24 protein-coding genes are annotated in these 26,637 nt (G+C 69.8%); 5 read left to right on the top strand and 19 right to left on the bottom strand.

What is annotated here, in order from left to right; all coding sequences use genetic code 11:
- Positions 1-85: 85 nt before the first annotated feature.
- Entirely contained in the window at positions 86-4,279 is a 4,194-nt protein-coding gene (locus OG707_RS33765) for a carboxypeptidase regulatory-like domain-containing protein (protein ID WP_329125149.1), read from the top strand.
- Between the two features lie 62 nt (positions 4,280-4,341).
- On the opposite strand, the gene OG707_RS33760 is transcribed toward OG707_RS33765, so the two are convergent.
- The 8 genes from OG707_RS33760 to OG707_RS33725 all read right to left on the bottom strand — a co-directional run bounded on the left by OG707_RS33760 (position 4,342) and on the right by OG707_RS33725 (position 13,539).
- On the bottom strand, positions 4,342-5,352 hold the full coding sequence (locus tag OG707_RS33760; protein ID WP_329125148.1) for a helix-turn-helix transcriptional regulator: 1,011 nt from the start codon (positions 5,350-5,352) through the stop codon (positions 4,342-4,344).
- 62 nt (positions 5,353-5,414) lie between these two features.
- The gene (locus OG707_RS33755; protein ID WP_329125146.1) at positions 5,415-6,929 is read right to left on the bottom strand and encodes an NCS1 family nucleobase:cation symporter-1; all 1,515 of its coding nucleotides are present in this window, start codon (positions 6,927-6,929) and stop codon (positions 5,415-5,417) included.
- Positions 6,930-7,038: 109 nt separating this feature from the next.
- Positions 7,039-8,055, bottom strand: a complete 1,017-nt coding sequence (locus OG707_RS33750; RefSeq protein WP_329125144.1) for a TIGR03842 family LLM class F420-dependent oxidoreductase — start codon at positions 8,053-8,055, stop codon at positions 7,039-7,041.
- An 11-nt stretch (positions 8,056-8,066) separates the two neighbouring features.
- Positions 8,067-9,467, bottom strand: coding sequence for a dihydropyrimidinase (hydA, locus tag OG707_RS33745; protein WP_329125142.1), 1,401 nt, complete (start codon positions 9,465-9,467; stop codon positions 8,067-8,069).
- 34 nt (positions 9,468-9,501) lie between these two features.
- The gene (locus OG707_RS33740; protein WP_329125140.1) at positions 9,502-10,788 is read right to left on the bottom strand and encodes an aspartate aminotransferase family protein; all 1,287 of its coding nucleotides are present in this window, start codon (positions 10,786-10,788) and stop codon (positions 9,502-9,504) included.
- The gene (locus tag OG707_RS33735) at positions 10,785-11,627 is read right to left on the bottom strand and encodes a nitrilase-related carbon-nitrogen hydrolase (RefSeq protein ID WP_329125138.1); all 843 of its coding nucleotides are present in this window, start codon (positions 11,625-11,627) and stop codon (positions 10,785-10,787) included. The genes OG707_RS33740 and OG707_RS33735 overlap by 4 nt, the downstream gene beginning before the upstream one ends.
- Before the next feature lie 143 nt (positions 11,628-11,770).
- The gene (locus OG707_RS33730) at positions 11,771-13,126 is read right to left on the bottom strand and encodes a hypothetical protein (RefSeq protein ID WP_329125136.1); all 1,356 of its coding nucleotides are present in this window, start codon (positions 13,124-13,126) and stop codon (positions 11,771-11,773) included.
- Between the two features lie 47 nt (positions 13,127-13,173).
- The gene (locus OG707_RS33725) at positions 13,174-13,539 is read right to left on the bottom strand and encodes a winged helix-turn-helix transcriptional regulator (RefSeq protein ID WP_329125135.1); all 366 of its coding nucleotides are present in this window, start codon (positions 13,537-13,539) and stop codon (positions 13,174-13,176) included.
- A gap of 107 nt (positions 13,540-13,646) precedes the next feature.
- Between OG707_RS33725 and OG707_RS33720 the strand changes: the two genes are divergently transcribed.
- Positions 13,647-14,288, top strand: coding sequence for an NAD(P)-dependent oxidoreductase (locus tag OG707_RS33720; RefSeq protein WP_329125133.1), 642 nt, complete (start codon positions 13,647-13,649; stop codon positions 14,286-14,288).
- Between the two features lie 4 nt (positions 14,289-14,292).
- Here OG707_RS33720 and OG707_RS33715 read toward each other — a convergent pair whose 3' ends face one another.
- A complete protein-coding gene (locus OG707_RS33715; protein ID WP_329125130.1) occupies positions 14,293-14,550 on the bottom strand; it encodes a helix-turn-helix domain-containing protein in 258 nt (85 codons plus the stop codon).
- Positions 14,551-14,591: 41 nt separating this feature from the next.
- Here OG707_RS33715 and map point away from each other — a divergent pair, with 41 nt between their 5' ends.
- Positions 14,592-15,359, top strand: coding sequence for a type I methionyl aminopeptidase (gene map / locus OG707_RS33710; protein ID WP_329125129.1), 768 nt, complete (start codon positions 14,592-14,594; stop codon positions 15,357-15,359).
- Here the strand turns inward: map and ggt are convergent, their stop codons facing one another.
- Entirely contained in the window at positions 15,360-17,162 is a 1,803-nt protein-coding gene (gene ggt / locus OG707_RS33705) for a gamma-glutamyltransferase (RefSeq protein WP_329125125.1), read from the bottom strand.
- A gap of 90 nt (positions 17,163-17,252) precedes the next feature.
- On the opposite strand from ggt, the gene OG707_RS33700 reads away from it, so the two are divergent.
- Positions 17,253-17,996 (top strand): hypothetical protein, encoded by a 744-nt coding sequence (locus OG707_RS33700; RefSeq protein ID WP_329125123.1) that lies wholly within the window; start codon positions 17,253-17,255, stop codon positions 17,994-17,996.
- Here OG707_RS33700 and OG707_RS33695 read toward each other — a convergent pair.
- Entirely contained in the window at positions 17,935-18,573 is a 639-nt protein-coding gene (locus OG707_RS33695) for a hypothetical protein (protein WP_329125121.1), read from the bottom strand. The two genes, OG707_RS33700 and OG707_RS33695, sit on opposite strands and share 62 nt — an antisense overlap.
- Before the next feature lie 191 nt (positions 18,574-18,764).
- Between OG707_RS33695 and OG707_RS33690 the strand changes: the two genes are divergently transcribed.
- On the top strand, positions 18,765-19,922 hold the full coding sequence (locus OG707_RS33690) for a L,D-transpeptidase (RefSeq protein WP_329125120.1): 1,158 nt from the start codon (positions 18,765-18,767) through the stop codon (positions 19,920-19,922).
- Between the two features lie 113 nt (positions 19,923-20,035).
- On the opposite strand, the gene OG707_RS33685 is transcribed toward OG707_RS33690, so the two are convergent.
- The 8 genes from OG707_RS33685 to pcaDC form a co-directional block, all read right to left on the bottom strand.
- A complete protein-coding gene (locus OG707_RS33685) occupies positions 20,036-20,896 on the bottom strand; it encodes an amino acid ABC transporter permease (RefSeq protein ID WP_329125118.1) in 861 nt (286 codons plus the stop codon).
- Positions 20,893-21,537 carry an amino acid ABC transporter permease gene (locus OG707_RS33680; RefSeq protein WP_329125116.1) on the bottom strand — a complete coding sequence of 215 codons (645 nt, stop codon included), beginning with the start codon at positions 21,535-21,537 and terminating at the stop codon, positions 20,893-20,895. Before OG707_RS33680 ends, OG707_RS33685 begins: the two co-directional genes overlap by 4 nt.
- Positions 21,538-21,544: 7 nt before the next feature.
- A complete protein-coding gene (locus OG707_RS33675; protein ID WP_329125114.1) occupies positions 21,545-22,456 on the bottom strand; it encodes a glutamate ABC transporter substrate-binding protein in 912 nt (303 codons plus the stop codon).
- A 17-nt stretch (positions 22,457-22,473) separates the two neighbouring features.
- Entirely contained in the window at positions 22,474-23,217 is a 744-nt protein-coding gene (locus tag OG707_RS33670; RefSeq protein WP_329125112.1) for an amino acid ABC transporter ATP-binding protein, read from the bottom strand.
- A gap of 124 nt (positions 23,218-23,341) precedes the next feature.
- Entirely contained in the window at positions 23,342-23,791 is a 450-nt protein-coding gene (locus OG707_RS33665; RefSeq protein ID WP_329125111.1) for a DUF6278 family protein, read from the bottom strand.
- A 54-nt stretch (positions 23,792-23,845) separates the two neighbouring features.
- Complete coding sequence (locus OG707_RS33660; protein WP_329125109.1) at positions 23,846-24,625, bottom strand: exodeoxyribonuclease III; 780 nt, start codon at positions 24,623-24,625, stop codon at positions 23,846-23,848.
- A gap of 29 nt (positions 24,626-24,654) precedes the next feature.
- Positions 24,655-25,287 carry an MBL fold metallo-hydrolase gene (locus tag OG707_RS33655; protein WP_329128121.1) on the bottom strand — a complete coding sequence of 211 codons (633 nt, stop codon included), beginning with the start codon at positions 25,285-25,287 and terminating at the stop codon, positions 24,655-24,657.
- A 19-nt stretch (positions 25,288-25,306) separates the two neighbouring features.
- Positions 25,307-26,584 carry a bifunctional 3-oxoadipate enol-lactonase/4-carboxymuconolactone decarboxylase PcaDC gene (pcaDC, locus tag OG707_RS33650; RefSeq protein WP_329125107.1) on the bottom strand — a complete coding sequence of 426 codons (1,278 nt, stop codon included), beginning with the start codon at positions 26,582-26,584 and terminating at the stop codon, positions 25,307-25,309.
- Positions 26,585-26,637: the final 53 nt, after the last annotated feature.

Below are 26,637 nucleotides of genomic sequence, written 5' to 3'. Positions count from 1 at the left end.
CGAGTCGGAACCAACCTCACCATCCATTCAACTCCCACAAGGAGAACGGCTGTTGAGATCCATGAGACGCAAGAGATCCCCCGGCGTGGCAGCACGCTTCATCGCGTCCGGCGCCGTGGCGGCACTGGCCGTACTGTCCCTTCAGTACCCCGCGCAGGCGGCCACCGCCGCCACACCCGCCGCCGCAGCCTCGGCGAGCAAGACCCCCGACCCGACCACCACCAATGCGACCAGCGCCAAGGACGTCGGCGACCACCCCTCGCACCGCGCCTGCGCCGTCGCGCAGAAGGCCGGGACCGCAGGCTGTCTCACCCAGATCCGCGATGACGTCAAGCAGACGAAGGCGCAGCTGAAGGCGGCGCAGGAGGCCGACCCGTCGGCCGACCCGGCCGGCTTCGGCCCGTCGTCCCTGCAGAGCGCGTACAGCCTGCCGTCCTCGACCAACGGCGGCGGCCAGACCGTCGCCATCGTCGACGCCTTCGACAACCCCGATGCCGAGGCCGAACTGGCCACGTACCGCACCCAGTACGGGCTCTCCGCCTGCACCACCGCCAACGGCTGCTTCAAGAAGATCGACCAGCGCGGCGGCACCGACTACCCCGTCGCCGACGCCGGATGGGGCGCGGAGATCGCGCTCGACATCCAGATGGTGTCGGCCACCTGCCCCAACTGCCACATCCTGCTCGTGGAGGCGGACGACAACTACATGGAGAACCTGGGCGCGGCCGTGAACCAGGCCGTCGCCCAGGGCGCCAAGTTCGTCTCCAACAGCTACGGAGGCGGCGAGGGCTCCGACGAGTCGACGTACGACAGCGCCTACTTCAACCACCCGGGCGTCGCCGTCACCGCGAGCAGCGGCGACGACGGCTACGGCGTCAGCTATCCGGCGGCCTCCCCGTACGTCACCTCGGTCGGCGGCACCTCGCTGGTCAAGGACGCCTCGACGCGCGGCTGGTCCGAGACGGTCTGGTCGGGCGCGGGCAGCGGCTGCTCCGCCTACGAGCCCAAGCCCGCCGTGCAGTCCGACAGCGGCTGTGACAAGCGCACCGTCGCCGACGTCTCCGCGGTCGCCAATCCCTCCACCGGGGTCGCCGTCTACAACGCGGGCGCCTGGCACGTCTACGGCGGCACCAGCGTCTCGGCGCCGATCATCGCCTCCGTGTACGCGCTCGCCGGCACCCCGGCTTCCGGCTCCCAGCCGATGACGTACCCGTACGCCAAGCCGGCGGCGCTCAACGACGTCACCTCGGGCACCAACGGTTCCTGCGGCGGCAGTTACCTGTGCACCGGGACCACCGGCTACGACGGTCCGACGGGTCTCGGCACCCCCGCCGGCATCACGGCCTTCTCGTCCGGGCCGCACGCCCTCGTCAAGGGCACCGTCACGGACTCCTCCGGCGGCACACCCCTCGCCGGGGTGAAGGTGACGGCGGGTGATTCCGGCGCCACCACGGACGCCACCGGCGCCTACACGCTGTCGGTCGAACCGGGCACCTACGACGTGAAGTTCAGCAAGTTCGGTTACGCCGTCAAGACCGTCGCCGGTGTGACACTGGCCGACGGCCAGAGCGTCACCGAGGACGCGGCGCTCACCGCCAAGGACCGGGTCGAGATCACCGGCAGCGTCAAGGACGGCTCCGGGCACGGCTGGCCGCTCTACGCCACCGTACAGATCAAGGGCGAGCCGACCAGCGCCGTCCACACCGATCCGGCCACCGGCGCCTACACGCTGAGCGTCCCGGTGGACGACACGTACACCGTCGAGGCCCTCTCCTCCTACCCGGGCTACACGCCGGCGAGCCAGGACATCGCTGTCGCCGACACGTCCGTCTCCCAGGACTTCGGCGTCAAGGTCGACGCCTCCACCTGCAGCGCGGCCGGATACCAGTACAACTTCAAGGGCGGTACGACGGAGGACTTCTCCTCGGCCACCGGCACGACGCCGCCCGCCGGCTGGACCATCGTCGACACCCCCGGCCAGGGCAAGGCGTGGACCTTCACCGACGCCAAGCCGCGCACCAACCACACCGGCGGCTCCGGCGCCTTCGCCATCGCCGACAGCGACCTCGCCGGCAGCGCCTACACCGAGGACACGTCCCTGGTCAGCCCCGTCCTGGACTTCAGCAACACGACCGGTCCGATCGTGCAGTTCGCCAGCGACTACAAGGGTTACTCCAACGGCTACGCCGACGTCGACTACACCACCGACGGCGGCACCACCTGGACCACCGCCAGCCACTGGACGACCGTGAGCCGCCTCGGCCCGCGGACCGAGCTGGTGGACCTGTCGGCCGCGGCGGGCAAGAGCGCCGTCCAGATCCGCTTCCACTACAACGGGCACTTCGCGTACTGGTGGGAGGTCGACAACGTTTTCGTCGGCGACCGCTCCTGCGACCCGACGCCCGGCGGCCTGGTCCTCGGCCAGGTGACCGACAAGAACACCAAGAGCGGTATCGCCGGTGCGCAGGTCGTCAGCACCGACAAGCCGGCCGAGGGCGCCACCACCATCGCCACACCCGACGACGCGGCCCTGGGTGACGGCTTCTACTGGTTCTACTCGACCCTGACCGGCAGCCACCCGCTCGGATACACGGCGGGCAACTACACCGCCGCGAGCAAGTCGGTCCGTATCGCGTCGAACGCGGCGACCACCGCCGACATCAAGCTGGCCGCCGGACGGCTGTCGATCTCGCCGACGACCGTCGGCAACACGGTGGCCTGGCAGGGCGCCAAGACCAAGGCCGTCACCGTCAAGAACACCGGCACCGCCACCGCCAAGGTCAAGCTGTCCGAACAGGACAAGGGCTTCGTCATCAAGGCACGTGGCGCCGGCGCCGAACTGACGGAGATCAAGGGCGACTACGATCCCGGGTTCATCGACCCGGCCAAGGGCAGGACCGCGGTGACCCCGCCGGTCACGCCCGCGGCCCCGCCGTGGACCTCGATCGCCAACCTGCCCGCGGCCCTGATGGACAACGCGGTCGCCACCGGCGACGACGGCAAGGTCTACTCCGTCGACGGCGTCTCGGGCACCACGTTCAGCTCCAGCGGCTACGTCTACAACCCGGAGACCACCTCCTGGTCGGCGATCGCCGACAACGGCACCCCGCGCGAGGCACCCGTCTCGGCGTTCTTCGGCGGCAAGCTGTATCTGACCGGCGGCTGGGCCGAGTCCGGTGCCAATGTCACCACCACGCAGATCTACGACCCGTCGTCCAACTCCTGGTCCACCGGCGCGAGCATCCCCAAGGGATTCGCGGGCGCGGGCTCGGCGGTCGTCGACGGCAAGTGGTACGTCGTGGGCGGCTGCACCACGGCCTGCGGGGTCAAGAACGTGCAGATCTACGACTCGGCCACCAACTCCTGGAGCGCCGGCGCCGACTACCCCGAGATCACCGCATGGCTCGGCTGCGGCGGCGTCAACGGCACCCTCTACTGCGCCGGCGGCACCAACGGCACCGCCACCACCAAGCACGCCTACTCCTACGACGCCTCCGCCGACAGCTGGACGCCGGTCGCCGACATGCCCATGGACCTGTGGGCCATGGGAGCCACCGGGGCCAACGGCCGGCTGCTGCTCTCCGGCGGCGTCACCAACGGCACCTCGACCCTGACCAACGCGGGCATCTCCTACGACCCGGCCGCGGGCACCTGGACGGCCCTGCCCAACTCCAACAACACCGTCTACCGCGGCGGCAGCGCCTGCGGCTTCTACCGGGTCGGCGGCTCGATCGGCGGCTTCAACCCCGTCGACACCGCCGAGCTGCTGCCCGGCTACGGCGACTGCTCCAGCGGTTCGGACGTCAGCTGGCTGTCGGAGGACCGGACCGAGGTGACGCTCGCTCCGGGCGCCTCCGCGGTCGTCAACGTCACGACGGACGCCTCGGGCAGCGAGATCGCCCAGCCGGGCGCCTACTCCGCACTGCTGGCGGTCGGTGAGGACACGCCGTACGCGTACGCCCCCATCGACGTGACCATGACGGTCAACCCGCCGTCCACCTGGGGCAAGCTCGCCGGGACGGTCAGCGGGGCGCCGTGCACCGGCGCGACGGCCGGCCTGAAGGGCGCGACCCTGCAGATCGACAGCTGGGCGCAGAGCTTCACCCTGAAGACCGACGCGAACGGCCAGTACGGCATGTGGCTGGACGTGCGCAACAACCCGCTCCAACTCATCGCCGCAAAGGACGGCTGGGCCCCCCAGGCCCGTACCGCCAAGCTCGTCAAACTCTCCACCGTCACCCAGAACTTCACGCTGAAGCCGGACAAGAGCTGCGGCTGAGGTTCCACCGCTACAGAGCGCGGGCCCCGCGGGACAGCCGTCCCGCGGGGCCCGCGCCGCGTCTACAACCACCCGCGCTGCGCCGCCCGCACCCCCGCCTGGAAACGGCCCACACTGCCGAGCCGGTCCTGGATCTCACGGACACGGCGGCGCAGCGTGCGGACGCTGACGCCGTAGTGCCGGGCGATCGCCTCGTCCGTCATCCCTGCGCCCAGCAGCTCGATCAACTCCTGGTCGGCCGCCAGCAGGCCCTCCTCCCGCAGCAGTGACAGATCGGGGATCTGCCCCCGCCCGCGCAACGGCGCCGCCTGCCTCCACAACGCCTCGAACAGCGTCTGCAGGGCGTCCACCAGCGCCGAACCGTTCACGATCACCGACTGGTACTGCCGCTCGTCCTCGCTGACGGTGAGCGGCAGCAGGGCCGTACGCCCGTCGATGATCAGCAGCTTCACCGGCGCCTGAGCGAGCACCCTGGCCTCCTCGCCGTCCGCCACCGACGACATGATCTCGGCGAGCTTCTGCGGGGCTTCGAGCGCCTCGGTCGCGTACAGGGCACGGAACCGGGCCTTGCGCCGCAGGAGTTGCCGCTGCGCACCGATCACCTGGCCGCGGCCCGAGATGTACGGCGGTACGTCGATTCCGCAGGCCTCGCGCTCGGTCCCCGCGATGAGCTCACCCACCCGCGCCGCAGCGGCTTCCGCTCCCTCCACGACCTCCAGGATCGAGCCGGGCCTCTCCCGCAGCCTCCCCCGCTCGTACTCGGGGGTCAGCTCCTCGGCGAGTGCTCCGACGGTGGCCGCGAACCGGTCGACGTCGGCGAGGCGTTGGCGAATCGCGGCGCGCGCGGCGACCTGCGGCTCCACCGCCTCGAGCCCGGATCCCGCACGGGACGTCGTACGCAGCAGCCCCTGACCCCGCAGCCGGTGCACCGCCTGCTGGATCACCTCCGAGGGCAGACCGAGCGCCTCGGCCCACCCCGCAGGCCCGGCCCCCGGCTGGCGCAGGGCCTGCAGATAGACGCCCCGGTCCACATCCGAGACCCCGAGCGCATCCCAGCCGCCCGCCCCCTTCATATGCCTCCTCCAGACGTGACCTTCGCCAACTCTGGGGATCTTCACCGCAGTTGGAGACCGGTTCAGCTGTGGGAGGAAGCCGCACCCTCCGTTCGCCGCGGCCACGTCAGCGCCACGTACAGCACCAGCGACGACCCCAGTCCGACCGCCCACCCGTAGTCGGCAAGGGGTTTGAGGAAGGGGATCAGGCCGTCGGCCGGGAAGGGACCGGCCTTGTTCCCCTTCGCGTCGACCGTCGAGTACGAGCCGCCCACCGCCAGGATCCCGCCGACCGCGAAGGCCGTGACCGCCCGCCAGTTCCAGCCGCCCGTGTACCAGTAGCGGCCCTCGGAGCGGTACAGGTCGGCGACGTCGAGGACCGTACGGCGGACGATCCAGTAGTCCGCGATCAGGATTCCGGCGACCGTCCCCAGCAGACCGCCGACCACACCCAGCCAGGTGAAGATGTACAGCTCGGGCGTCGAGGTCAGCTTCCACGGCATCACCACGACGCCGATCACGCCCGTGATCAGCGCGCCCGTACGGAAGTTGATGAACTTCGGGGCGAGGTTGGCGAGGTCGTACGCGGGCGAGACGACGTTCGCCGCGATGTTCACGGAGATCGTCGCGACGAACACCGTGATCAGGGCGAAGAGCAGGCCGAACGTGTTGTCGGTCTTGCCCGCGAGCGCCACCGGGTCCCAGATCGCCGCACCGTAGACCTTCTCCGAGCCCGAGGTGACGAGCACCGACATCAGCGCGAAGAGGGTCATCGTCGTGGGCAGGCCCAGGGTCTGGCCCCAGACCTGGGCGCGCTGGCCCTTCCCGAAGCGGGTGAAGTCGGGGATGTTCAGCGACAGCGTGGACCAGAAGCCGATCATGCCCATCAGACCCGGGAAGAAGATCTTGTAGAAGTCCGCGCCCCAGCCGACCTTGGAGGGCTCGTCGAGGAGGGTGCCGAAGCCGCCCGCCTTGTGGGAGATCCAGACCAGCAGGACCACCGCGCCAACGAGGACGAAGGGCGCCGCCCAGTTCTCGAAGCGGCGCAGGGTGTCCATTCCCCGGTAGATGATGGCCAGTTCGATCACCCAGAAGACGACGAAGCAGAGCCACAGGGTCCACGGGTAGCCGCCGACCTTCCCGGCGTCCGCCCAGCCGCCGAAGATCTTGCCGAGCAGGACGAAGATGCCCTGGCCGCCGATCCAGGTCTGGATGCCGAACCAGGCACAGGCCACGGCCGCACGGATCATCGCGGGGAGGTTGGCGCCGCGGATGCCGAAGGAGGCGCGGGCCAGGACGGGGAACGGGATGCCGTACTTGGGGCCCGCGTGGCCGGTGAGCAGCATGGGGAGCAGGACGATGATGTTGGCCAGGGCGATGGTGAGGACCGCCTGCTTCCAGTCCATGCCGAGGGCGACCAGGCCCGAGGCGAGGGTCCAGGACGGGATGCAGTGGGCCATGCCGATCCACAGGGCCACGAAGTTGTACGTCGTCCAGGTGCGACGGGATTCCGGGACGGGGCGCAGGTCGTCGTTGACGTAGCGGCCATCGGGGATGTCGGTGACTGGGGAGGGGGACGATATCTCGGTGTCGGTCATGGAGGGGCACCGGCCTTCGTTCGGGGACGGGAGGAAGGAGCCCCCTCCCCGGGACGGCGGGGAGGGGACAATCGCGGGTGCGGGTGCGGGAGTTGGTCCGTTACGAGCTTCAGGCGAGCGCGGGGATGATCCGTGCGCCGTAGGTGTCGATGACCGACTCCTTCTCGTCCTGCATGTTGTACAGGGCGAACTGGTCGACGCCCAGGTCGCGCAGGGCCTTCAGCTTCTCGATGTGCGCCTCCGCCGTGCCGATCAGGCAGAAGCGGTCGACGATCTCGTCGGGAACGAAGGCCGTGTCGGGGTTTCCGGTCCGGCCGTGGTGCGAATAGTCGTACCCCTCACGGGACTTGATGTAGTCCGTGAGTTCCTCGGGGACGAGCGCGGAGTGCGCGCCGTACTTGGTGACCAGGTCGGCGACATGGTTGCCGACCATCCCGCCGAACCAGCGGCACTGGTCGCGGGCGTGCGCGAGCGCCTCGGGCGAGTCGTCCTCGGTGACGTACGCCGGGGCCGCCACGCAGATCTTGACGTCGGCCGGGTCGCGGCCCGCCCCCGCCGCCGCGTCCCGTACCGCCTTGACCATCCACTCGGTCAGATACGGGTCCGCCAGCTGGAGGATGAAGCCGTCGGCCTCCTCCCCCGTCATCTTCAGCGCCTTCGGCCCGTACGCCGCCATCCACACCGGGACCTCGGTCCCTTCCTTCGCCCACGGGAACCGTACGGTCGTGCCCCCGAGGTCCGCCTCCCCGCCCGAGCCCAGCGCCCTGATGATGCGCATCGCGTCGCTGATCCGGGCGAGGGTGTTGGGGGTGCGGCCGGCGACGCGCATGGCGGAGTCGCCGCGGCCGATGCCGCAGATGGTGCGGTTGCCGTACATCTCGTTGAGCGTCGCGAAGGTGGAGGCAGTGACTTCGGGCGTGCGTGTGCTCGGGTTGGTGACCATCGGGCCGACGATCAGGTGGTCGGTGGTGGCGAGGATCCTGCTGTAGATGACGAAGGGCTCCTGCCAGAGCACCGCCGAGTCGAAGGTCCAGCCGTGGCTGAAGCCGTTGCGCTCGGCACGCTGCATCAGCTCGACGACCTTGGCGGCCGGCGGGTCGGTCTGCAGGACGAGTCCGAAGTCCATGGGCACCACTCCTAGATGAGGTACTGACAGGTGGAGCGCGGGGTGTAGACCCCGTGTCCTGCACGCCCGGTGAACTCCCGGTCGGTGATGACGAGTTCACCGCGGGAGAGGACCGTGTCCACGCGGCCGGTGAGGCGCTTGCCCTCGTAGGCCGAGTAGTCGACGTTCATGTGGTGGGTGTCGGCGGAGATGACCTGCTCCGCCTGCGGGTCGTAGAGGACGATGTCGGCGTCGGCGCCCGGTGCGATGGTTCCCTTCTTCGGGTAGAGGCCGAACATCCTGGCCGGTGTGGCGCACGCGATCTCGATCCAGCGGCGGCGGCTGATGTGGCCGTCGACGACGCCCTGGTGGAGGAGGTCCATGCGGTTCTCGACGCCCGGCATCCCGTTGGGGATCTTGGAGAAGTCGCCGCGGCCCATCTCCTTCTGTCCGCTGAAGCAGAAGGGGCAGTGGTCGGTGGAGACCACCTGGAGGTCGTTGGTGCGCAGTCCGCGCCAGAGGGCGGCTTGGTGCTCCTTGGGGCGAAGTGGCGTACTGCAGACGTACTTCGCGCCCTCGAAGTCCGGCTCGGCGAGGTTGTCGGTGGAGAGGAAGAGGTACTGGGGGCAGGTCTCCCCGAAGACGTTGAGGCCTTCGTCGCGGGCGCGCGCCAGCTCGGCGACCGCTTCCTGCGCCGATACGTGGACGACGTACAGCGGTGCGCCCGCGACCTGCGCCAGCTTGATGGCGCGGTGGGTGGCCTCGGACTCCAGGAGCGCCTTGCGGACCTCGCCGTGGTAGCGGGGGTCGGTCTCGCCGCGTGCGAGGGCCTGTTCGACAAGGACGTCGATCGCGATGCCGTTCTCGGCGTGCATCATGATCAGCCCGCCGTTGTCGGCGGCACGCTGCATGGCGCGCAGGATCTGGCCGTCGTCGCTGTAGAAGACGCCGGGATAGGCCATGAACTGCTTGAAGGAGGTGACGCCCTCGTCGACGAGGAGGTCCATCTCCTTCAGGGTGTCCTCGTTGACGTCGGAGACGATCATGTGGAAGCCGTAGTCGACGGCGCAGTTCGACGCCGCCTTCGCGTGCCAGGCGTCGAGGCCCTCGCGCAGCGAGCGGCCCTTGGACTGGATCGCGAAGTCGACGATGGTGGTGGTGCCGCCCCAGGCCGCCGCGCGGGTCCCGGTCTCGAAGGTGTCGGCCGCGTACGTGCCGCCGAACGGCATCTCCATATGGGTGTGCGCGTCGACTCCGCCGGGGATCACGTACTTCCCCGTCGCGTCGATGGTGCGGTCGGCGGTCCAGGCCGCGGCGGCTTCGGTGCCGCTCGTGGCGAGGGCGGCGATGGTGCCGTCCTCGATCAGGACGTCGGCGTGGATCTCGTCGGCGGCGGTGATGACCAGACCGCCCCGGATGACAGTACGGCTCATTGCTTCCTCTCCTTCCGTGGGCGCGATTGGCGTGTCAACAGAGCGTGCGCAGCGCCTGTTCGAGGATCGCGGCGCCTTCCTCGGCCTCGGCGACGGTCAGGGTGAGCGGGGGTGCGATCCGCAGCACGCTGGTGTTGTGGCCGCCTCCCTTGCCGAGGAGGAGGCCGCCTTCGCGGGCTGCTTCCAGGACGGCCGATGCCGCCGCCGGGTTGGCCTCGTCGGTGCCCGGCTTGATCAGCTCGATGCCGATCATCAGGCCGCGGCCGCGTACTTCCCGTACGAACGGGGACTGCGCGGAGATCGCCCGCAGCCGCTCGGTGAGCAGACCGCCGACGCGACGGGCGTTGCCCTGGAGGTCGTGTTCGAGGAGGTACGTGAGGTTCGCGAGGCCCGCCGCCATGGTGACCGGGGAGCCGCCGAAGGTCGAAATACTGTTGGCGTCAAGGCAGTTCATGACCTCGGCGCGCGCGACGACCCCGCCGATCGACATGCCGTTGCCGATGCCCTTGGCGAAGGTGAGCATGTCCGGCGGACCGCTCTGGCCGTGCGCCTGCCAGCCCCAGAAGTGGTCGCCGGTGCGGCCCCAGCCGGTCTGCACCTCGTCGGCGATCCAGAGGATGCCGTGCCGGTCGAGGACCTCGCGGAAGGCGGCATAGAGACCGTCGGGCGGGGCCGTGAAGCCGCCGACGCCCTGGATCGGCTCGGCGATGAGGGCGGCGACGTCGCGGGTGTGACCGAGGAGGTCCTCGAGGTCGGCGACGCAGGCCGCGATGAACTCGGCGTCGGTCAGGTGCGCGTACGGCCCGCGGCTGCGGACCCCGCCGTGGACGTACAGCGTCTGCAGCGGGCTGAGGCTGGTGGGCGACCAGCCCTTGTTGCCGGTGATGCCGACGGCCGTGAAGGAGCGGCCGTGGTAGCTGTTGCGCATCGCGAGGATCTGGTTCGAGCTGCGGTACGCGGTCGCCAGGAGCAGCGCGGTGTCGTTGGCCTCCGTGCCCGAGGTGGTGAAGAAGACGCGGGCGTCCGGGATTCCGGACAACGCGGCGACGCGCTCGGCCAGTTCGACCATCGGGCGGTTGAGGTAGAGGGTCGAGGAGTGGATGATGCGGCCGGCCTGCTCGGCCACCGCCTTGGTGACCTCGGGGAGCGCGTGGGCGGTCATCGTGGTCAGGATGCCGCCGAAGAAGTCGAGGTACTGCTTGCCGTCGGCGTCCCAGACGTGGCGGCCCTCGCCGTGGGTGATCTCGATCGGACGGTCGTAGTACAGCGCGAGCCACTCGGGCAGAACTACCTTGTGGCGGTCGTGGAGTTGATCGGTCACGGCTGCACCAGCCCCTCGTACGCGTCGGGTCGGCGGTCCCGGTAGAACGCCCACTGCTGGCGTACTTCCTCGATCAGGTCCAGGTCGAGGTCCCTGACAAGAAGTTCTTCCTCCTTGTCGGAGGCGACGTCGCCGACGAACTGGCCGCGCGGGTTGACGAAGTAGCTGGTGCCGTAGAAGTCGTTGTCGCCGTACTCCTCCTGGCCGACCCGGTTGATCGCCGCGATGTAGTACTCGTTGGCGACGGCGGCCGCGGGCTGTTCCAGCTGCCAGAGGTAGGCGGAGAGGCCGCGCGAGGTGGCGGAGGGGTTGTAGACGATCTGGGCGCCGTTCAGGCCGAGTTGGCGCCAGCCCTCGGGGAAGTGGCGGTCGTAGCAGATGTAGACGCCGACCTTGCCGACGGCGGTGTCGAAGACGGGCCAGCCCGCGTTGCCCGGCTTGAAGTAGTACTTCTCCCAGAAGCCCTTGACCTGGGGGATGTGGTGCTTGCGGTACTTGCCGAGGTAGGTGCCGTCGGCGTCGATCACGGCCGCGGTGTTGTAGTAGAAGCCGGACTGCTCCAGCTCGAAGACCGGGACGACGATCACCATGCCGGTCTCGCGGGCGAGCTCCTGCATCCTGACGACGGTCGGCCCGTCGGGGACCGCCTCCGCCCAGCGGTAGTGCTCGGCCTCCTGCACCTGGCAGAAGTAGGGGGCGTTGAAGACTTCCTGGAAGCCGATGATCTGCGCACCCTGCCGGGCCGCCTCGCGGGCGTGCTCCTCATGCTTGGCGATCATGGATTCCGTGTCGCCCGTCCAGGTTGCCTGGACGAGTGCGGCCCGTACGACCTTGGCCATGACTTGCTCCTTACACAGGACGTCAGAGACCTTCTACGCCCGTAGACTCCCGGGCGTTGCAGGAGAACGTAAGCCCCCGTACCGGGCAGGGCAAGACCATCGCCGTCAACAGGCCGAGTCGATCATGTTTCGCATCGATTCGATCAGTTGGCGAAACCGGCGACCCGCAAGGCGTGCAGGACGTCGCGCTCCCTGGCCTCCGACACGGCGGCCGCGGCGGACAGCAGCTTCGGTACGAGCGCGATCGGATCCCCCTCGGCGATCTTGGCCGAGTCCTCCGGCGTCCGTACGCGCACGAAGGCATCCAGCAGCGCGTCCGCCTCGCGCCCGCGCCCCGCGTCGTCGAGCGCGAGGACGGCGTCCGCGATCTCCTCGGCGGGCCTGGACACCCCCTGGCGCAGCAGCTGACCGCAGTCCTGTGTGCGGCCGGCTGCTGCCAATGCGCTTGCTGCGGCGGCGAGTTGCTCGGGCGGCAGCGACGCGACCTCCCACAGCAGGGTCGCCCAGTCGGCGGCAAGTCCGGCCCGGTGCAGCTCCTCGGCCAGTACGGGCAACTGCCCGGCGTCCCGGGCCGCGGCCTCGCAGAGGACCCCGTGCGCCTCACCGCTGCGCCCCTCGGCGCGCAGTCGCAGCAGAAGACCGACGCTCTCCACGGCGGCCCGCCGCGCCGCCGCACCCCCCTGCGGCCGCACCACCTCGGGCTCCGGCCGCTCCTCGTGCACCGCTCCCCCGAACCGCGCCCCGCGCGGCACCGCGGCCGGGGCGGCGGGCGGCACAGGCAGGGCGGGTGCGGGCATCACGTCCGCGTCGTCCTCGATCCCGGCGAACCGGGCGCCACGGGGCCGCCGCCGCTTGGCCGGGGGCGCCGCGGGGGCTTCCGCCTCGGCCCGTACGACCGGCTCGGGCACCTCGGACTCCCCGCGCTGCCGGGGCACCGGACCGGTCACATCAGGCCTGAACCACCCTGGTGGAACAGCGAGTTGGGGCTCCGCCTCCCTGTCCACCGCCACCAGCCGCGCGCGCAGCTCGTCGCAGCGGGCTGACGCCCGCCGGCCGTCGTCGCGCACCCAGGCCAGCTCGTCACCGAGCCGCTGCGCCTCTCCCCCGCCGGCCGCCGTACGCAGCCCGTGCGCGAGTTCCTGTTCGCGCCCGGCCGCGTACCTCCGCTCGGCGAGCATCATCTCCAGCCGCTCCGCCAGCGCCTCGCGCCCGCCGGCCCGCCGGTCGTACGCCGCCGCCGACGCACCGTGCAGCGACCTGGCCCGCACCTCCTCGCTCTCGGCGAAGCCGGACCCGCGCACCCCGGCGAGGTCCTGGAGGAGGGAGGCGACCACGTCCCAGGGCGGCACCTCACGCCCCTCGAAACAGGCCCGCATGCCCTCGGGATCCCGCTGCCAGAACACCGCGTACCAACCGCTGCCGCGGTCGAGCAACGCCGCGAGCTCCCGCAGATACCGTGCGAACGTCCCAGTCTCAGCCGGGAGTTGACCCACTGCCATTGCCGTATTCGAGCGCAGTTGTGTTACGCCCGCGCTACGCGTCGTTTTCAGGAACGGTACGCTCCGCGCGCCTCCGCGATCTCCGGAGCGTGCTCGCGCGCCCAGTCGCAGGCCCCGTCCAGCGGTCCGATGAGGGAACGGCCGAGCGCGGTGAGCGCGTACTCGACGCGCGGCGGGTTCTCGTCGTAGGCCGTCCGCGTGAGGAATCCGTCGCGCTCCATCGCCCGCAGCGTCTCCGTGAGCACCTTGGGAGTGATCCAGTGCAGCGGGACCCGGAGTTCGGTGAAGCGCCGCGGCCCGCCGTCCAGACAGCGGAGCACCCAGCCGGTCCACTTGTCCCCGACGCGGAAGGGCGTGGGCCGGTCCGCGCAGTCGGGGCCGGGGAACATCTCTGCGCTCAGCGGCTCGCTCATGCACCCCAGATTAGGCGGTGGGCAGGCGCCAGTACCTTTGCAGATACCGGCACCCCCCGATCTACGGTCCATGGCATCAGCAGGACATCCGAAAGCAGGGGGTTCCCATGAGCAGCATCGTCGTCTTCGGAGCGGGCGGCCGCGTCGGCCGGGCCGTGCTCGCCGAGGCCGTCCGCCGCGGGCACACGGTCACCGCGGTCGTCCGTGATCCGCGCACGTACGCAGACCTGGCGGGTCCGGGCATCACGGTCGTACGGGGAGACGCGACCGATGCCGATGCGGTGGCCGCGGCCGCGGCGGGCCACGACGCGGCGGTCAACGCCTCCGCACGGCTCGACGTCCCGTCCCGGGACTTCTTCGTCGCGGCGGCCGAGGCCATGATCGCGGGCCTCGGCAAAGCAGGTGTGCAACGCCTCCTCGTCCTGGGCATCGCGACCACGCTGGAGACGGCTCCGGGCGTGCGGATCATGGACGACCCGTCGTTCCCCGAGGAGCACCGCATCTTCTCGCAGGGGCATGTCGCCGAGTTCGAGACCCTCACCGCGGCCGGTCCCGGTCTGGACTGGCTGATGGTGGTCCCGCCGATGAACCTCGACCCGCAGGGCCCGAGGACCGGCGGCTACCGCACGGCCGAGGGCACGGTCCTGGACGGTACGGGGCACATCTCGCACCCGGACCTGGCGATCGCGCTGCTCGACGAGATCGACACCCCGCGCCACCACCGCATTCAGCTGGCGGTCGCGGACTGACCGGTCAGACGGGCACAGGCACCGGCGCGCAGCGGGTCGCGATCTCGTCCATCGACAGGCCGAGCGCGCCGGCCAGCGCGAAGACCGTGAAGAACGCGGGCGTCGGGGCGCGCCCGGTCTCGATCTTGCGGAGCGTCTCGTCGGAGATTCCGGCGATCGCGGCCACCTCGACCATGGAGCGCGCACCGCGCGCCTCACGGAGGAGCTGTCCGAGGCGGACGCCGCGTTCGCGTTCTTCGGGGGTGAGCGGGGTACGGACCATGCCGTTATTCTAATACCTGTCGGACCGGTATAGTAATTGGCATGGTTCATCTGAAGACAGCTCCGCACATCGACGCCATGCGCGAGGCGGGCCGCGTCGTCGCGCAGGCCCACGTCGCCGTACGGGAAGCCGCCGCGGTCGGGGTCTCCCTGCGCGCACTCGACGTGATCGCCCACGACGTCCTGCGTGCGGCAGGCGCCTCGTCACCCTTCCTCAACTACCGCCCGGCCTTCGCCGCCACCCCGTTCCCCGCCGTCCTCTGCACCTCGGTCAACGACGCGATCGTGCACGGCATCCCGACCGACTACCGGCTGCGCGACGGCGATCTGCTGAGCGCCGACTTCGGGGCGGTGCTGAACGGCTGGGCGGGCGACGCGGCCATCAGCTTCACCGTCGGCAAGGCCCGCCCCGCCGACACCCGGCTCATCGACACCGCCTACGCGGCCCTGGACGCGGGCATCGCCGCAGCCGTCCCCGGCAACCGCATCGGCGACATCGCCCACGCCATCGGCCGGGTCTGCCGCGGCGCCGGGTACGGCATCCCGGCCGGATTCGGCGGGCACGGCATCGGCCGCGCCATGCACGAGGACCCCGCCGTACCGAACGAGGGCCGCCCCGGCCGCGGGATGCAGCTGCGCCCCGGCATGGTCATCGCGATCGAGCCGATGCTGATCGCGAGCGGCAAGGACGCGTACTACGAGGCCGAGGACGGCTGGACCCTGTGCACCTCGGACGGGAGCAGGGCCGCCCACGCGGAGCACACGGTGGCCGTCACCGAGGACGGCCCCCGCATCCTCACCGCGATCTGATCAGCCGCGCCCGCTCGGCCTCACCACCATCGCCGAGCCGCCGCCCCTGCGCACCGTCTCGGCCGCCGCGAGCCACCGCCCGTCCGGCAGCCGCTGCACACCGGTGGCCGCACCGATCTCCGGATTCAGTACGAAGGTGTGCCCGAGCGCCTCGAGCTGCGCCTTCAACGGGCTGTTGTACAGGGCGGGTTCGAGCTCGGTGTTGGCCGCGTTGCGCTGGCTGGCCCGGGGCGCCGCGATCGCGTCGACCAGCGGCAGCCCGCGGTCCAGATGGCCGAGGAGCGTCTGCAGCACGGTCGTGATGATGGTGGCGCCGCCCGGCGAGCCGACCGCGAGCACGGGCTTCCCGTGCTGCAGCACGATCGTCGGGGAGATCGAGGAGCGCGGCCGCTTGCCGGGACCCGGCAGATTGGGGTCGTGGACCGCCGGGTTGGCCGGGGCGAAGGAGAAGTCCGTCAGCTCGTTGTTGAGCAGGAAGCCGCGCCCCGGCACGGTGATGCCGCTGCCGCCGGTCTGCTCGATGGTCAGGGTGTAGGCGACGACGTTGCCCCACTTGTCGGCCACGGTGAGGTGCGTCGTGTTCTCGCCCTCGTACGTCGTCGGGGCGGCGGTCCCACCGGCCGCGCACGCCGCCGGGTTCGAGGGGTCCCCAGGGGCGAGCGGGCTCTTCAGTACCGCGTCGTCCTTGATCAGGCAGGCCCGCGAGTCCGCGAACCGCTGCGACAGGAGCCCCTTCGTCGGTACGGACTCGAAGGCCGGGTCGCCGACCCAGCGCCCCCGGTCGGCGAAGGCGATCCGGCTCGCCTCGATGTAGTGGTGCAGATACTGCACCTGGGACGCCTTCGAAAGGTCGGTCCGCTCAAGGATGTTGAGGGCCTCGCCCACGGTGGTCCCGCCCGAGGAGGACGGTGCCATGCCGTAGACGTCGAGCCCCCGGTAGTTCACCTGCGTCGGGGCCTGGATCTTCGCCTCGTACGCCCGCAGGTCCTTCTCCGTCAGGTCGCCGGGGCGCACGACCCGCGTCGACCCCGCGGCCACGGGCGGCTTCCGTACCGTACGGACGATGTCCTCGCCGACGTCGCCGTGGTAGATGGCGCCCATGCCCTTGCGCCCCAACTCCTCGTAGGTGCGCGCCAGATCGGGGTTCTTGAAGGTGGAGCCCACCACCGGCAGCTGTCCGCCGGGCAGGAACAGCTTCGCCGTCGCGGGGAAGTCCGCGAACCGCGCCTGGTTCCCCTCGGTCTGCGAACGGAACGTGGCGTCGACGGTGAACCCGTTCCTGGCGATCCGCTCGGCGGGCTGCAGCACCGATTTCAGCGACTTGCTGCCCCAGGTGTCGAGCGCCGTGTCCCAGGTCCCCGGCGTGCCCGGGGTGCCCACGCTCAGCCCGCTGGTCACCGCGTCGGCGAAGGCGAGGGGCTTGCCGTTCTCCAGGAACAGCGAGCTGTCCGCGGAGAGCGGCGCGGTCTCGCGGCCGTCGATGGTGTGCACCTTGCGGGACTTGGCGTCGTAGTAGACGAAGTAGCCGCCTCCGCCCACCCCGGCCGAGTACGGCTCGGTGACGCCGAGCGCGGCCGCCGTGGCCACCGCCGCGTCCACCGCGTTGCCACCCTTGCGCAGCACCTCGATGCCCGCGGCCGAGGCGTCCGCGTCGACGCTGGACACCGCTCCCCCGTAGCCGACGGCAACAGGCGTCTTGACCGGCGGACTTGAGGCCGACGAGGGTGGTGAGGCCGCGGAGAGGGACACCACCGAGGCGGTGACTGCCAGGACCGAGAGCTTCCGTGCGGTGGCGCGACGCATCAAGTGACCTCCATACGACGGACGTCCGCGCAGCGTAGCCCTCGCACCGACCGTTCGTCATGAGCACGCCTATCGGTACCATGCCGCACCATGAACGACGACGTACGCAACATCCTGCTCGGCGTCATAGCCGCCGGCCTCAGCGCCGCCGTTGGCTGGCTCGCCCGTACCTACCTCTGGCGCCGGAAACTCCGCCGCAAGCAGGCCTTCTTCGGGCTGCCCGGGAATTCCGAGTGCGTCCTGGTCGTCAACCGCGAGGCGGGCGGCGACGGCGCCGTCCACCGCTTCGACGTCTTCGCCCTCCTCGAACTCGCCGCCCTGATCAAGGACTGCGGGGCGCACGCCCAGATCATCACGGGCGACACCGCCCAGCAGGGCATCGGCGAGCGCACCGAGTTCTGCGTCGGCGGACCGGCCTCGAACCGCCGTATGACGGCCCACCTCCAGTCCCTGCTCCCGGGCATCCAGGTCAACACGGACATGGAGCCGGGCCCGGACCGCGGCGCCCTCCAGATCGGCAGCGAGCGCTACCGCCTGGAGAACGGCAAGGTCGCGTACGTACTGATCGCCCGCCTCACCACCGGACCCGAGGCCCGCCCGGTCTTCCTCTTCTGCGGCCAGCAGGCGATCACCAACCAGGCGGCGTCGCGCTATCTGGCCCGCAACCACGAGAAGCTGGCGCGCAAGTACGGCGACAAGTCCTTCTGTCTGCTGCTGAAGGTCGTCAACTCCGCGGCCTACGGTCCGGACGTGGTGGAGCTGGTCGCCGACGTCACACGTGCGGCCCAGACTCCGGCGCCCGCTTCTCCCAAGTCTCATCGCGCAGATCGCTGACGGGGAGCTCCGAGGGCGCGGACTGCCGGATCAGGACGAGGAGTTCGGCCGGGTCGAAGTCGAAGATCTGCTCCTCGAAGACGAGGCCGCGGGCGTCCTCGTCACGCCCGAGCTCGGGAGCGATCCTGCCGTACGTCGCCCGGGTGCGGCTCAGCCGCGGCAGCGCTGCCGTGCCCGGCGCGTAGTCGACGACCACGAACTGCCGGGTGCGGCCCCCCTCGGTGACGGCGACCGCGCTCACCGCCGCGAGCCCCGCCCACGGGAGCGTCGCCCCGGGCCAGGCCGGCAGCCGTACGGTGAGGCCGTCCGCGTCCGCGCGCACCCGCATCGGCCGCACCAGATGCCCCACGAAGGCGACGGCGATCGCGGCGAGCAGCACCCCGCCGATCACCATCATGACGCCCGCGACCGAGCCCTGGTTGGGGCCGTCGAAGACCGATCCGGTGGCTGCCGCCCAGGCGATCACCACCACGACGGCCGCCACCGGTATCCACTGCAGCTTGCCGCGCAGACGCAGCGTGATGCCGTCCTCCGCCACCTGTCCCGCGTGCGCCGTTCCGTCCGCTGAATTCGTCACACCGAGAGCTTGGAACGTCTTCGCCCGTCGCGCCAGGGATTCGCTGAATTCTGGTCAACAAGCTGGTCAGGACCTTCGTCCCGGCAGGTCCAGGACTTAGGACCTTTCCGTAATGTCACAGCGATTCACCGCAACCGGGACACCGCGATCGGACTCTCCTCAGGGGACCCACCCCGTCTGGAGGATCCGTCTTGAGCCACATACGCACAGCCACCGCCGCCATCGCCGCGGCGCTCGCCGCCACCCTCACCGCCTGCTCGGGCGGCGGTACGGCGCCGGGCTCACAGTCCGTGGCATCGGCCCCGCGGATCACGGTCAACCTCACCGGGCATCAGGCGAAGGCCGGCTCACCGGTGAAGGTGACGGCCACCGACGGAAAGCTGAAGCAGGTCTCGGTCTCCGGCGACAAGGGCGGGGAGCTTCCGGGCACGCTCGCCGCCGACGGCATGTCCTGGACGTCCGCGCGCAATGCTGCACCCGGCACGGCGTACTCCGTGCAGGCGACCGCCCAGGGCGGCGGAACGGCGAAAGCCTCCTTCGCCACGGCCGCCGCCACGCAGATCAACAAGCTGACCCTGGCCCCGGGCAAGAACACCACGGTCGGTGTCGCCCAGCCGCTCTCGATCGTCTTCGACCACCCCGTCAAGAACCGCGCGGCGGTGGAGAAGCAGCTGAAGGTCACCACCTCCAACAACACCCAGGGCTCCTGGGGCTGGATGGAGGACTACTCGGGCAAGGACCGTGTGGACTGGCGCCCGAAGGAGTACTGGAAGCCCGGCACCAAGGTCACCCTCGAGGCCGATCTGAACGGCACGGACTCGGGCACGGCGGGCGGCTTCTTCGTACGGGACTACAGCACCCGATTCACCATCGGGAAGAGCCAGTTGATGAAGGTGAACCTCGACACCAAGCAGCTGACGCTCTACCAGGACGGCCGCCGGGTGAAGCAGATCCCCGTATCGGGCGGCGCCCCGGGCGGCGACAAGGCCTCCTGGAAGGGCGTCGCGGTACTGATGTCGAAGGAGGGCACGATCAACATGCGCTCCGAGACGGTCGGCCTCGGCAACGCGTACGACAAGATGGTCGACGATTCGATGCGGCTGACCTGGTCGGGCATGTACGCCCACGCGGCCCCCTGGAACGCCGCCTACTTCGGGAACACGAACCACAGCTCGGGCTGCATCGGCATGAGCGACGCCGACGCCGACCACCTCTACGGCCTGGCCCAGGTCGGCGACCCCTTCGAGATCACCGGGGCCGACGCCAAGGGCACGGTCGCCGTCAACAACGGCTACGGCAACTGGAATCTGAGCTGGGCCGACTGGCAGGCGAAGAGCGCCCTGCGCTGATGCGACCGCCCCGGCAAGCGAGCACACCCCGACCGGCACGCAGCTGACCTTCTCCTCGCCTGCTGTGCAAGAAGTGATCACCGGCTGCTGCCGGACGGGCATGGCCCTACGAGCTACTGCACACCCGGCAGCAGCGTCCCTGGTTCGGCCGGACCCACGTCCACGGCCTCGGTCTTCGGGTTGCGCTTCTGTCTCCTGGCCGTCCAGTTGGCGAACCAGGAGAGCAGCATGCACATCCCGATGTAGATCGGTGAGATCACCATCACCACGGGGATGAACGGCAAATCGTAGTCGAGATTCGACGCGATGAGCTTGCCCGCGTGAAGGAACTCCTCATAGGTGATCAGATAGCCGAGCGAGGTGTCCTTGAGGGTCACCACGAGCTGGCTGATGATGGTCGGCAGCATCGCACGCACCGCCTGCGGCACCAGGACATGGGTCATGACCTGCGTCTTGCGCATCCCGAGCGCGTACGCGGCCTCGCGCTGCCCGCGCTCCACATTGCCGATGCCGGTGCGGAAGATCTCGGCGAGCACCGAGCCGTTGTAGAGGGTGAGCCCGGTGACGAGCGCGGGCAGCGGCTGCACCTTGAGCGCCACGAAGATGAAGAAGATCATCACCAGTACGGGCATGGCGCGGAAGAACTCCACCAGGAGCGTCGCCACCCAGCGCACGGGCCGGTGCTCCGAGAGCCGCCCCAGCGCGAGGACCGCGCCGAAGGCGATGGAGAGCACGGCCGCGTACGCGAAGGCCTTCAGCGTGTTGCCGAGGCCGCGCAGCAGCAGCTCCTGGATGCCCTTGTACTCGAAGGGCATCCACTTCTCGTAGGTGAACTGGTCGGTGTCGAAGAGGAGATACAGCACCCAGGCGACGAGCCCGGCGATGAGGACCGTCGACAGGACCCCGTAGAGCATGTGGCGCTTACGGGTCTTGGGTCCGGGGATGTCGTAGAGGGCGGTGGAATCTGCGGTCATCGGGCGACTCCATAGCGCTTCTCCAGCACATTGAAGAGCGCGCTGATGGTGAGGGTGATGATCAGGTAGCCGACGGCGATCCAGACGAAGGTCCAGATGATGTTGTAGCCGAGCTCACTGAGGGTCTTGTAGGTGCCGAGGAGCTCGGTGACGCTGAAGGCGCCGGCGATGGCCGAGTTCTTGGCGAGCGCGATGATCGTGGAGCCGATCGGCGGGATGACGGAGCGGAACGCCTGCGGCAGGACGACGGTGGAGAGCGTCTGACCGAACGTCATCCCGAGGCTGCGGGCCGCCTCGCCCTGTCCCTTGGGCACGGTGTTGATGCCGGAGCGCAGCGCCTCGCAGATGAACGCCGAGGTGTAGCAGCCGAGTGCGAGGACGGCGAACACCTTGAAGGGCAGGACGAGTCCGAAGCGCGGCAGGCCGAGGAGGACCGCGAAGAAGAGCAGGGTGAGCGGGGTGTTGCGCAGGACGGCCACCCAGACCGTGCCGAAGACCCGGAAGGAGCCGACCGGTGCGACGCGGAAGGAGGCCATCAGGAAACCCAGGACGAGGGCCAGGACCGAGGCGTAGACGGTGAGTTCGACGGTCCCGAGGAACCCGTCGCCGTAGAGCTTGAAGTTGTCGGTGAGTACGTTCATGGCTGCCTCAGCTCGCCGGGTAGCGGTTGATGGGCGGCATGGGAGCGGCCTTGCGGCCCGACAGACCGAGGGTGGAGTCGTACGCCTTCTGCCAGTCGCCGTTCTTCTCGTGGAGCGCGATGGCGTCGTCGAGCGCGAAGCGCAGCGCGTTGTCGCTCCTGGGGACGCCGATCCCGTACGGCTCGGCGGAGAAGGGCTTGCCCACGACCTTGAGTTCGTCGGGCACCTTGGCCGCGTACCCGCTGAGGATCGTGTCGTCGGTGGTGACCGCGTCGACCTGGTAGGTCAGCAGGTTGTCGACGCAGATCGAGTAGGTGTCGTACGCGACGAGCTCGGCGTCCGGGTAGTCGGCGGCGATGCGCTGGTAGGGGGTGGAGCCCGCGGCGGAGCAGACGCGCTTGCCGTCCAGGTCCTGGGGGCCGTTGATGTCGTTCTCGTCGGTGCGCACCAGCAGGCCCTGGCCCGCCAGGTAGTAGGGGCCGGCGAACCCGACGAGCTTCTTGCGGTTGTCGTTGATGGTGTAGGTGCCGACGTAGTAGTCGATCTGGCCGTTCTGCAGGGCGGTTTCGCGGTTGGCCGAGGCGATCGTCTTGAACTCGATCGAGGCGGGGTCGAAGCCGAGCGAGGCCGACATCATCTTGGCGATCTCGATGTCGAAGCCGGAGTAGACGCCGGTGGCCGGATCCTTCTCGCCCATGTAGGGCTGGTCCTCCTTGGCGCCCACGACGAGACGGCCGCGGCTCTTCGCCCTCTTCCAGGTCGAGGAGGACGGCAGCTGGAAGTCCTTGGCCACCTTGTAGACCGGCAGCTGGTCGGGCTGCGGGCCCTTCACGGGCGGGCTGCCGGACTTGCCGCAGGCGGCGGCGAGCAGCACAAGTCCCAGTGCGGCGAGGGTTCTGGGCAGTCGTGTCGTACGCATCGTCGTGGTCACCCCCGTCAGTGCTTGAGGATCTTGGAGAGGAAGTCCTTGGCCCGGTCGCTCTCCGGTGCGGTGAAGAAGTCCTCGGGGGACCGGTCCTCGACGATGCGGCCGTCGGCCATGAACACGACCCGGTTGGCGGCGGAGCGGGCGAAGCCCATCTCGTGGGTGACGACGACCATCGTCATGCCGTCGCGGGCGAGCTGCTGCATGACTTCCAGGACCTCGTTGATCATCTCCGGGTCGAGCGCCGAGGTGGGCTCGTCGAAGAGGAGGGCCTTGGGGTCCATGGCCAGGGCGCGGGCGATGGCCACACGCTGCTGCTGGCCGCCGGAGAGCTGGGCGGGGAGCTTGTCGGCGTGGGCTTCGAGCCCGACGCGCTCCAGGAGTTCGTGGCTGCGCTTGTCGGCCTCGTCCTTCTTGCGGCCGCGGACCTGTCGCTGGGCGAGGGAGACGTTCGCCAGGACGGTCTTGTGGGCGAAGAGGTTGAAGGACTGGAAGACCATCCCGACCTCGGCGCGCAGTTTGGCGAGTGCGCGGCCCTCCTCGGGGAGGGGCTGTCCGTCGATGGAGATGGTGCCCGACTCGATCGTCTCGAGCCGGTTCATCGTCCGGCATAGCGTTGATTTGCCCGAGCCGGACGGCCCGATGACGACCACCACCTCCCCTCGTCCGACGGTGAGGTTGATGTCCTGGAGGACGTGCAACTTCCCGTAGTACTTGTTGACATCACTCAGCTCGATCAACGGATCGACGGCCATACGCTGTCCTGCCCACTTATCGCTGTGTCGAGGTCAGCGCAAACTATCCATCCCGGAAAGGGACTTCACACTCGACACGCACGAATCAGGCATAAGGCGTATTTGTCACGAACTGCCGGTCCGGTCAGTTCTCTGCGGCCTCCGCGTAGACCTGGGAGAGCTCCGGGGCGCCGGTGGCCACCCAGTCGCCGCCCACTTCCACCACGTCGATCTCGCGCCCCGACTCCAGCCGCACCACGGGCTTTCCCTCGGGCCAGACGTCCCAGGCCGCCCCGGAGACCGTCTTCACGATGACGGTTCCGAGGTAGAGGCCCGCGTCATTGCCCAGCCAGGGCAGTTCCTCGGGATCCGCGGTGGCGCCGCGCCAGCGCGGCGGCAGCTGATCGAGCGCCTCCAACGACTCCGGGGAGTCGTCGAGTTGCAGCCCGCTCTGCCCGGCGCGGGCTCTGAGCAGCTCACACTCCGAGAGCAGCTCGGCCACGCCCTCCGGGTCGTTCTCCACCGCGGCGACCAGAGTTGCCGCGTGCTGATCTCCATGCCGCTTGCGCCAGTTGTCCAGGAAGGGAATGTTCACACTGCTCAGCCTGTCATCCAGGTGTACAGCAGCACCACAGGCACGCGGTGTCGGTCAGATCTCGAGATCGACCACAACCGGGGCGTGATCGGACGCGCCCTTGCCCTTGCGCTCCTCGCGGTCCACGTAACTGTCCTTGACGGCCTTGGCGAAGGACTCGTTTCCGTAGACCAGGTCGATGCGCATGCCCTTGTTCTTCGGGAAGGCGAGCGCGCGGTAGTCCCAGAAGGTGTACGGACGGTCGTACTTGAGCGGGCGCGGCACGACGTCGGAGAGACCCGCCTCGCGCAGTGCGGTGAGCGCGGCACGCTCGGCGGGGGTGACATGGGTGGCGCCCTCGAAGACCGCCGGGTCCCAGACGTCCTCGTCGGTCGGGGCCACGTTGAAGTCCCCGAGGACCGCGAAGGGCCGCGCGCCCGCCACGTCGTCGGCCACGGCGGCCTTCAGCGCCTCGAACCAGCGCAGCTTGTACGCGTAGTGCTCGTGGTCGACCTCGCGTCCGTTCGGTACGTACACCGACCAGACGCGGACGCCGCCGCAGGTCGCCGAGACGGCCCGCGGCTCCTGCACGCCCTCGTACTCCGGGCCGCCGGGCAGGCCGCTCACCACGTCGTCGAGCCCCACCCTGGAGAGCAGCGCCACCCCGTTCCACCGGCCCGTGGCGTTGACCGCGGACTCGTAACCGAGCTCACGGAGCTCGTCGTGGGGGAACTGTTCGGCGGAGCACTTGGTCTCCTGGATGCACAGGACATCCGTCTCCGTGGTCTCCAGCCAGGCCAGCAGCCTCGGGAGACGGGCGGTGATCGAGTTGACGTTCCAGGTCGCGATGCGCATGTACGTAACCTAACGGCTGGGTCTGACAGTCAGAGCTGCGTGGCGTCTCCCGGGGCCATACGGGAGTGGTCCGCGCCCCCCAGATTGCCGATGTGCAGGTCGTAGATCCCGCGCGCCACGTCCTTGAGGAGGCCGTCGTGGATGTCGATGGCGCGCTGCGGCTTGACCGCCCGGACGTACTCGATGACCTCGGAGACCTTGTTCCACGGGGCGTGCACGGGGAGCATCAGCGTCTCAACCGGGGCGTCGGGGACCGTGAAGGCGTCACCCGGGTGGAAGAGCGAACCGTCCACCAGATAGCCGGTGTTGGTGACCCTCGGCAGGTCCGGGTGGATGACGGCGTGCAGTTCGCCGTGCGCCTGGACGTCGAAGCCGGCGGCGGTGAAGGCGTCCCCGTGGCCGACCGTGTGGACACGGCCGGGGAAGGCGGCGGACAGCTGGTCGGCGACCGCGCGCAGCGTCCAGATCTCGGCGGCCGGGTTCGCCTCCATGGCGGTCCGGAGCCGGTCCTCGTTGAAGTGGTCGAGGTGCTCGTGCGTGATGAGGACCGCGTCGGCGCCGAGCGCCGCGTCCTGCTCGCTGAAGGAGCCCGGGTCGACGACGAGCGTCCGCCCGTCCTTCTCCAGCCGAATGCAGGCGTGGCCCATCTTGGTCAGCTTCATGGTCATGCCTTCCATCCTCCTACGGGTCGGGCGTGGTCTCCTGCTGGATCACGGCCTGGGCGACCTTGAAGGCCGCGTTCGCCGCCGGGAGACCGCAGTAGACGGCTGTCTGGAGCAGCACTTCCTTGATCTCCACCGGGGTGAGGCCGTTGCGCAGGGCCGCCTTCAGATGGAAGGCCAGCTCCTCCAGGTGCCCGCCGGAGACCAGCGCCGTCAGCGTCACCACGCTCCTGGTGCGGCGGTCCAGCCCCTCACGGGTCCAGATCTCGCCCCAGGCGTACCGGGTGAGCAGCTCCTGGAACTCCTCGGTCGTCTCGTCCGAGGCCGCCGTGACCTGGTCGACATGGGCGTCCCCGAGGACCTCGCGACGCACCTTGAGCCCGGCCTCGTACGGATCGGGGCGCCCGGCCTCCGTGGACCGCACGTCCGCCGGGGCGGGCTCGATCTCGGCGATCGGGGTCACGGGGGCGGAGAGCGACGGGGCCGGTGTCTGGACCGGGATCGAGGTGGAAGTGTCCTGCCAGGAGGCGGTGAAATGGTGCGCCAGCAGGTCCGTGACGGCCGCGGGCTGCTCGACCGGGGCCAGGTGCGAGACACCGGGGACCATGGCGAGACGGGCGTCGGGTATGCCCGCGACCAGGGTGCGCGCATCGCCGGGCCCGGTGACCTGGTCCTCGGCGCCGACGACCACGAGGGTCGGAACGCCGATGCGCCCGAGTTCCGTACGGACGTCGAAGGCGGCGAGGGCCTCGCAGGCGGCGATGTAGCAGCCGGGATCGGTGGTGCGGACCATCTGCACGGCCCATTCGACAATCGCGGGCTGTGCGGTCGCGAAGCCGTGCGTGAACCAGCGCTCGGGTGCGCTGCGCGCCATCGGGTCGAGCCCATTGGTCCGCACGATCACCCCGCGCTGCCGGAACTCGTCGGCCGTGCCGAACCGGGGCGAGGCGGCGACCAGCGCGAGCGTGGCGACCCGCCCGGGGTGGCGCAGCGCCAGCTCCATGCCGATGGCACCGCCGATGGAGCAGCCCGCGTAACCGAAGCGCTGCACACCCAGCTCGTCGAGGGTGGCGAGCAACCGGTCGGCGATCTCACCGATCGAGGTGGCGGGGTGGGCGGGGGCGCCGCCGTGCCCGGGCAGATCGAATCTGAGCACACGCCACTCACGGGACAGCTCGGGGGTCTGCCGGTCCCACATGTGCCATGTGGTACCCAGTGAGGGCCCCAAGATCAGGACCGGAGCGTGTTCTGGCCCGTCAAAGCGGTACTGGAGGGTCTGCTGCGTCGTCTCGCTCATCCGCCTCACGCTCTCATACCTCACAACAGCCCCTATGACGGGGTCACGGCTGT

Origin of the sequence: Streptomyces sp. NBC_01465, assembly GCF_036227325.1 — a bacterium.
In the GTDB taxonomy this organism is placed as follows: domain Bacteria; phylum Actinomycetota; class Actinomycetes; order Streptomycetales; family Streptomycetaceae; genus Streptomyces.
Note: the sequence above shows the minus strand (reverse complement) of the source record. Positions and strands in the feature narration are given on the sequence as shown.

What these genes read in the sequence shown, in the direction of transcription:
- hydA (WP_329125142.1), bottom strand. Translation starts at nt 9,467, where the DNA reads ATGAGCCGTACTGTCATCCGGGGCGGTCTGGTCATCACCGCCGCCGAC.
- OG707_RS33685 (WP_329125118.1), bottom strand. Translation starts at nt 20,896, where the DNA reads ATGACCGCAGATTCCACCGCCCTCTACGACATCCCCGGACCCAAGACC.
- OG707_RS33700 (WP_329125123.1), top strand. Translation starts at nt 17,253, where the DNA reads ATGAACGACGACGTACGCAACATCCTGCTCGGCGTCATAGCCGCCGGC.
- OG707_RS33720 (WP_329125133.1), top strand. Translation starts at nt 13,647, where the DNA reads ATGAGCAGCATCGTCGTCTTCGGAGCGGGCGGCCGCGTCGGCCGGGCC.
- OG707_RS33735 (WP_329125138.1), bottom strand. Translation starts at nt 11,627, where the DNA reads ATGGCCAAGGTCGTACGGGCCGCACTCGTCCAGGCAACCTGGACGGGC.
- OG707_RS33725 (WP_329125135.1), bottom strand. Translation starts at nt 13,539, where the DNA reads ATGAGCGAGCCGCTGAGCGCAGAGATGTTCCCCGGCCCCGACTGCGCG.
- OG707_RS33675 (WP_329125114.1), bottom strand. Translation starts at nt 22,456, where the DNA reads ATGCGTACGACACGACTGCCCAGAACCCTCGCCGCACTGGGACTTGTG.
- ggt (WP_329125125.1), bottom strand. Translation starts at nt 17,162, where the DNA reads ATGCGTCGCGCCACCGCACGGAAGCTCTCGGTCCTGGCAGTCACCGCC.
- OG707_RS33730 (WP_329125136.1), bottom strand. Translation starts at nt 13,126, where the DNA reads ATGGCAGTGGGTCAACTCCCGGCTGAGACTGGGACGTTCGCACGGTAT.
- OG707_RS33670 (WP_329125112.1), bottom strand. Translation starts at nt 23,217, where the DNA reads ATGGCCGTCGATCCGTTGATCGAGCTGAGTGATGTCAACAAGTACTAC.
- OG707_RS33760 (WP_329125148.1), bottom strand. Translation starts at nt 5,352, where the DNA reads ATGAAGGGGGCGGGCGGCTGGGATGCGCTCGGGGTCTCGGATGTGGAC.
- OG707_RS33755 (WP_329125146.1), bottom strand. Translation starts at nt 6,929, where the DNA reads ATGACCGACACCGAGATATCGTCCCCCTCCCCAGTCACCGACATCCCC.
- OG707_RS33655 (WP_329128121.1), bottom strand. Translation starts at nt 25,287, where the DNA reads ATGAAGCTGACCAAGATGGGCCACGCCTGCATTCGGCTGGAGAAGGAC.
- OG707_RS33750 (WP_329125144.1), bottom strand. Translation starts at nt 8,055, where the DNA reads ATGGACTTCGGACTCGTCCTGCAGACCGACCCGCCGGCCGCCAAGGTC.
- OG707_RS33680 (WP_329125116.1), bottom strand. Translation starts at nt 21,537, where the DNA reads ATGAACGTACTCACCGACAACTTCAAGCTCTACGGCGACGGGTTCCTC.
- map (WP_329125129.1), top strand. Translation starts at nt 14,592, where the DNA reads ATGGTTCATCTGAAGACAGCTCCGCACATCGACGCCATGCGCGAGGCG.
- pcaDC (WP_329125107.1), bottom strand. Translation starts at nt 26,584, where the DNA reads ATGAGCGAGACGACGCAGCAGACCCTCCAGTACCGCTTTGACGGGCCA.
- OG707_RS33660 (WP_329125109.1), bottom strand. Translation starts at nt 24,625, where the DNA reads ATGCGCATCGCGACCTGGAACGTCAACTCGATCACCGCCCGTCTCCCG.
- OG707_RS33715 (WP_329125130.1), bottom strand. Translation starts at nt 14,550, where the DNA reads ATGGTCCGTACCCCGCTCACCCCCGAAGAACGCGAACGCGGCGTCCGC.